The sequence below is a fragment of the Amycolatopsis sp. NPDC051372 genome, from assembly GCF_040682095.1.
GTDB lineage: Bacteria > Actinomycetota > Actinomycetes > Mycobacteriales > Pseudonocardiaceae > Amycolatopsis.
In genome coordinates, this window is sequence record NZ_JBFBAF010000027.1 from 1 (window position 1) to 5578 (window position 5578).

Here is a 5578-nt window from a genome sequence, read left to right on the forward strand (position 1 = left end):
CACCAATTCAGCCATACCGTGATTCTCACATCGGGCACCTCACATCGATGTGACATTGACGGGCGGTAGCACAGCAACCTACGCTCGACGGCGCCGGCGCCGGCGCGGGGGCGGCGGCCGGCTTGGCCGGCGCCGACTGCCGGGCGGCCGACTCGGCGTTCTGGACCGCCTTGGCGGACGGTTCGGTCGCGTGGCCGTTTCCGCTGGCCGCAGTGGTGGCCGCGCTCTGGCGCGCACTGTCGGCCTTCGCCTGTGCCGTCTGCGTCGGCTTGAAGTCTGCGAAGAAGTCGTGCCAGGCGGCATCGACTGAGGAAGGGTCCGCGAGGAACTGGTCGTACATTTCCTCGACCAGCCACTCGTTAGGGCCGAACTGTGACGCAGGGCTGCTGCTGGACACGGCTTGGGCTCGCCTCTATCCGTCTCGATCTTGTCTGTGCTAATGCGCCTACCAGGCTAACCCCCTCTGTGACGGCCGTGTGATGGAACTGCCCTCTGTGAGGCCTGGCGCACTAGGGGATCGATCACTGACTCGATCAAGTGTCCCGAGGAGCGGACTTTTGAGGTAGAGGAGATCCGCCGGTCACGACTATTTCGGGCAACGTTGGGGCCTCCTTCGCCGAGGCGCCCGCACGCGTTCACGCCCACCCGGTGCACTGTCGGGAGGATGCGGCACACGTCGGCTGTGCGGCCGCCCTGGCGCTCCGAGGTGGTGCAGCACGATGTGGCTCGTCGAATGTCCCTCGTTCTGGGACCAGGGGCTCATCCGCCCCCTGGTCGTCGAGAACGGCAAGGTCGTCCTCATGTGCGACTCCTGTGGTGTGGTCTGGCACACCCCCGCCGGCATTGAGGACTTCGAGCACGTCGCACCCTGCGAACCCGACTGGTCCATCGACCAGGACAGCCACGTCCGCCCGGGCACGATCCGCTGGGCCTCCGAGGCGGAGGTCACGTCGGCCGGGTGGGGCGAGCTGGCGTGGCGTGAGCTGCCTTAGTTCTCTTCGGTCGCGTTTACGGCCTCCGCCAGCTCGGCGGACAACGGGTACGGCGGCTCGGCCGGCAGCAGCGCCCGCGCTTCGGTGACCCGCCCGTCGGCGAGGCGCTCACGGATGGCGCGCATGACCGGCGTGACGTCGGTGACCGCGGTGATCCACTCGTCCACGTACCGGTCCACGGCCTCGCCGCCCAGCCCGAGCTGGACCGAGCGATGCGGCAGCGGCCGGTGGTGCACGTCACGCTCGGGGTCCCACTGCACGCGGACCGGGCTGGTCCGCATCGCGGCCTTCCACGCTGCCTGGTCGCGGTGCACGCGCGGGTCGAAGTGGCTCAGCGCCGCGTGGGCGAGCACCCAGGCGAAGCCCTCGCGGGTCATGTCGAGCGCCAGGGCGCGCTCCTGGCCGGGCTTGGTCGCCCAGCCGCAGCGGTAGCCCATCCACGTGAACGACGGCTTGATCCATGTCATCCGCTCCCGTTTGAACGGCGCCACGAACGTGCCGGCGGCCAACGCCGCGTCGGCGATCTCCGGTGAGTACGCCTGGTAGACGCGGATCGTCCGGTCGTCGTGGCGCGCGCGGATCTGATGGGCCGGGACCCTGGCCGCTTCGAATACCGTCTCTTCGAACACCCTCCTGATTCTCGTGTCGTGCGCCGGTGCCTGGCGAAGGCTTTTCCGCCGACGTCAGCCGAGGGACCACAAGCGGGCGTAGTGGCCGCCGGCCGCCAGCAGTTCGGCGTGGGTGCCCTGTTCGATGATGCGGCCGTGGTCGAGGACGACGATGCGGTCGGCCTTCGCGGCGGTGGCCAGGCGGTGCGCGACGACGAAGGTAGTGCGGCGGCGCGAGAGGTGTTCGGTGGCGCGCAGTACGGCCGCCTCGGTGGAGGGGTCGAGAGCGGCGGTGGCCTCGTCGAGCAGCAGGACGTCGGGGTTCACGAGCTCGGCGCGGGCGAGCGCGACGAGCTGGCGCTGGCCCGCGGACAGCGACCGGCCGCGTTCGCCGACGGGCTGGAGGAAGCCGGCGGGCAGGGCGGCGACGCCGTCGAGCGCGCCGACCGAGCGGACGGCCGCCTCGACCTCCGCGTCGGTCGCGCCGGGTCGGCCGTAGCGGACGTTGTCGGCGACCGTGCCGGAGAACAGGTGCGCCTCCTGCGGCACCACACCCATGCGAGCGCGCAGGCCGGGCAAGTCGTACTCGCGGACGTCGACGCCGTCGATCAGCACCGCGCCGCCCGTGGCGTCGTAGTAGCGCGCCACCAGCTTCACCGCCGTGGACTTGCCCGCGCCCGTCGCGCCGACCAGCGCCACGGTCTCACCCGGCGCCACGTCCAGCGACAGCTTCTCCAGCGCCGGCTGCTCGGCGCCCGTGTAGGAGAAGTCGACGTCCTTGAACGTCACCTCGCCGCTCAGGTGGTCCGGCAGCGCGATCGGGTGCGCGGCGGGCGGCACCGACGTCGGCGTGCGCAGTAGGTCGCCGATGCGGGACAGGCCGACGGCCGCCTGCTGGTAGCCGTCGAATACCGCCGACAGCTGCTGGATCGGCGAGAAGAACTGCTGCAGGTACAGCAGGAACCCGAGCAGCACACCGGCCTCCAGCGTGCCCGCGGCCACGCGGTTGGCGCCGACCACGAGCACCGTGGTGGTCGCCAGGTCCGACATCAGCGCCACCAGCGGGAAGTACGTGGCGACATAGCGCTGGGCCCGCAACCTCGACCGCCGGTACGCGTCGCTGCGTGAAGCGAACGCCTCCGCCGAGCGCTCTTCGCGCGTGTATGCCTGGGCGACCCGCAGGCCGCTCACGTTCTCCTGCAGGTCGGCGTTGACCACGCTTACCTTCTCGCGCGCTTCGGAGTACGCCCGCGAAGCAACGCGCCGGAAGATCACCGTCGACACCAGCAGAATGGGCAGGAGGGCAAGCGCGTACAACGCCAGCGACGCGTCGGTGACCAGCAGCGCCACGGTGATGCCCGCCAGCGTCAGCACGCTCACCACGGCCGTGGCGAGACCGGTCTGCAGGAACGTGGACAACGCATCGACGTCCGTGGTCATCCGGGTCATGATCTTCCCGGACAGCTCGCGCTCGTAGTAGTCGAGCCCTAGCCGCTGCAGGTGCGCGTAGCTGCGTACGCGCAGGGAGTACAGCACCGTCTCGCCGACGCGCGCGGTGAGCCGCGTCTGGCCGCGCACCACGAACCAGTCGGCCGCGACGACTAGTGCGCCGATGCCCGCCATCAGCCAGATCACGCTGACGACACCCGGCTGCACGCCGTGGTCCACCCCTCGCTGGTACAGCGCGGGCAGCGCCAGCGACGCCAGCGCGTCGGCCGCCACCAGCGCGATCACCGCGATCAGCGGCCACCGCACGGGCCGCAGCAGCCGCGAAAGCCGGAACCCCGGGTCGGCGGCCGTGACGTCCACTTCGGACAGTCGTGGCCGGTCGTCGGCGGTCGGCAGCTTGCGCACGCCTTCCAGCAGCTCCGGCGTCGGCGGTACGTCGGCCCCCGCGCCACCGCCGCCGGCGAAACCGGTTCCACCGCCCGGTGTGGCCCCGCGAGCGGCGGCGGCTTCGGCGAGCGCGTCGACCTCGTCGCGGTCGTCGCGCGGCCACAACACCGGCGTGATGCCGCCGGCGTCGGGCTCGAGGCCCTCGCAGCGGTGCGGCTTCTCGACGTCGTCGCCTGGGCCCGCCACGAGTTCGCGGAACAGCGGGCAGCGCGCCTGCAGCTCCTCCTCCGTGCCGACGTCGACGACCTTGCCCTGGTCGAGCACGGCGATCCGGTCGGCGAGCTGCAGCGTGGAGCGGCGGTGTGCGATGAGCAAGGTGGTGCGCGAGGCCGTGACCGAGCGCAGCGTGTCGTGGATCGCGGCCTCGGTGACGGTGTCGATCGCCGACGTCGCGTCGTCCAGGATCAGCACGCGTGGGTCGGTCATCAGCGCCCGCGCGAGGCCCAGGCGCTGGCGCTGCCCGCCCGAGAGCGTGAGGCCGCGCTCGCCGACCTCCGTGTCGTAGCCGAGGGGCAGGGCGCGGATGAACTCGTCGGCCTCGGCCGCGCGCGCCGCCGCGTACACCTCTTCGTCGCTCGCGTCGGGGCGGCCGTAGGCGATGTTGTCGCGCACCGACGAGGAGAACAGGAACGCCTCCTCGAACACGACGCCGATCGCCTGCCGTAGCTGCTTCAGCGGCACATCGCGCACGTCGAGGCCGCCGACGCGGACCACGCCGGCGTGCGCGTCGTAGAACCGCGGCAGCAGGAGCGAGATCGTGGACTTGCCCGACCCCGCGGTGCCCACCAGCGCGAGTGTCTCGCCCGGCCGCGCCGTGAGCGTGAGGCCGTCGAGCACCGGCTCGCTGCGGGTGTAGCCGAACTTCACGTCTTCCAGTTCGACGCCGAGCGGGCCCTCGGGCAGTGGCTGCGCGTCGGGGCGGTCCACCACGTCGGGCTGTGCGTCGATGAGCTCGTACACGCGTTCGGCGCCCGCGCGCGTGAGCTGCGCCTGCACCACCAGGCCGGACAGCATCCGAGCGGGCCCGATCAGCGTGGCGAGGTAGGTGGCGAACGCGAGGAAGGTGCCGAGGCTGATCTGGCCGTTCAGCGCCAGGACGCCGCCGATCGCGAGCACCGCGACCTGGCCGGCGGCCGGCAGCGCGGTGGTCGTGGCCGTGGGCACCGCCGACAGCTTGGCCGCGCGCAGCCGTTCGGCGAACAACCGCCGCGCCGTGCGTTCCAGTCGCGAGACCTCACGCGACTCCTGGCCGAAGCCCTTCACCACGCGCACGCCGGTGACGGTCTCCTCCACCTGCTGCGCCACGTCGGCCGCGCGCTGCTGCGCCGACCACGTGGCCGGGAAGAGCCGTTTGCGGCTCAACGTGACGATGATGCCGACGGCCGGAGCCACCACCAGCGCGATGAGCGTGAGCAGCGGCGACATCCACAGCATCGCCCCCAGCGCGAGGAGCGCGAAGATCACCGACCCCGCCGACAGCGGGACCTGCATCAGCAGCCCGGTCACGAGCTGCAGGTCGGAGATCGCCCGCGAGACCACCTGGCCGGTGCGCAGTGCGTCCTGCTTGCCGCCGTCGAGCCGCGAGACGGAGCCGAACACGCGGTTGCGCAGGTCGTGCTGCACGTCGAGCGCGAGCCGGCCGCCGACGTAGCGGCGCAGGAACGCCGAGCCGAACGCCACCACCTGCAGCGTGACCAGCGCGGCCGCGATGCCGCCGAGGCCCGCGGTGTGCCCCGCCACCGCGTCGTCGACCGCTGTGCGCACGAGCAGCGGGCTCGCCGCCTGCACGCCCACGGACAGGATCGCCGCGGCCATCGCGAGCACGACGACGCCCCGGTGCTCCCAGCACGCGGCCGAGAGCCTTCGGACCCAGCCGACGGGAGCAGCCGGCGTCTCAGCAGCCGGGCGGTCTTGACGCGCGCGCGTCGCAGTGGTGGTCACGTTCTCAATCTAGGCACGGGGACCGACTTTTTATTCCGCTTTGAAGGGATGACGGGTCCCTTCACCCCTTCAGCCGCCGCCGCCCGACCGCGACCCGGCAAAGAAAGCCCTTGCGCCGCAACGCATCGCGGCTCACGGCAA

The 5578-nt window shown here is 71.6% G+C and carries 3 protein-coding genes and 1 pseudogene; 1 reads left to right on the plus strand and 3 read right to left on the minus strand.

The window, feature by feature from the left end; translation table 11 throughout:
* Positions 1–94: 94 nt before the first annotated feature.
* Positions 95–397: pseudogene (locus AB0M56_RS34305) on the minus strand (hypothetical protein); the annotation flags it as partial.
* A gap of 322 nt (positions 398–719) precedes the next feature.
* On the opposite strand from AB0M56_RS34305, the gene AB0M56_RS34310 reads away from it, so the two are divergent.
* Positions 720–992 carry a hypothetical protein gene (locus AB0M56_RS34310; RefSeq protein WP_364183961.1) on the plus strand — a complete coding sequence of 91 codons (273 nt, stop codon included), beginning with the start codon at positions 720–722 and terminating at the stop codon, positions 990–992.
* Here AB0M56_RS34310 and AB0M56_RS34315 read toward each other — a convergent pair.
* Both AB0M56_RS34315 and AB0M56_RS34320 read right to left on the minus strand, forming a co-directional pair.
* Positions 989–1621, minus strand: coding sequence for a DUF4291 domain-containing protein (locus AB0M56_RS34315; RefSeq protein WP_364183964.1), 633 nt, complete (start codon positions 1619–1621; stop codon positions 989–991). The two genes, AB0M56_RS34310 and AB0M56_RS34315, sit on opposite strands and share 4 nt — an antisense overlap.
* 54 nt (positions 1622–1675) lie before the next feature.
* Positions 1676–5437 carry an ABC transporter ATP-binding protein gene (locus tag AB0M56_RS34320; RefSeq protein WP_364183967.1) on the minus strand — a complete coding sequence of 1254 codons (3762 nt, stop codon included), beginning with the start codon at positions 5435–5437 and terminating at the stop codon, positions 1676–1678.
* Positions 5438–5578 lie beyond the last annotated feature (141 nt).

Bases quoted from the DNA above. Each gene is read 5' to 3' on its own strand.
- AB0M56_RS34310 (WP_364183961.1), top strand. From the start codon at position 720: ATGTGGCTCGTCGAATGTCCCTCGTTCTGGGACCAGGGGCTCATCCGC.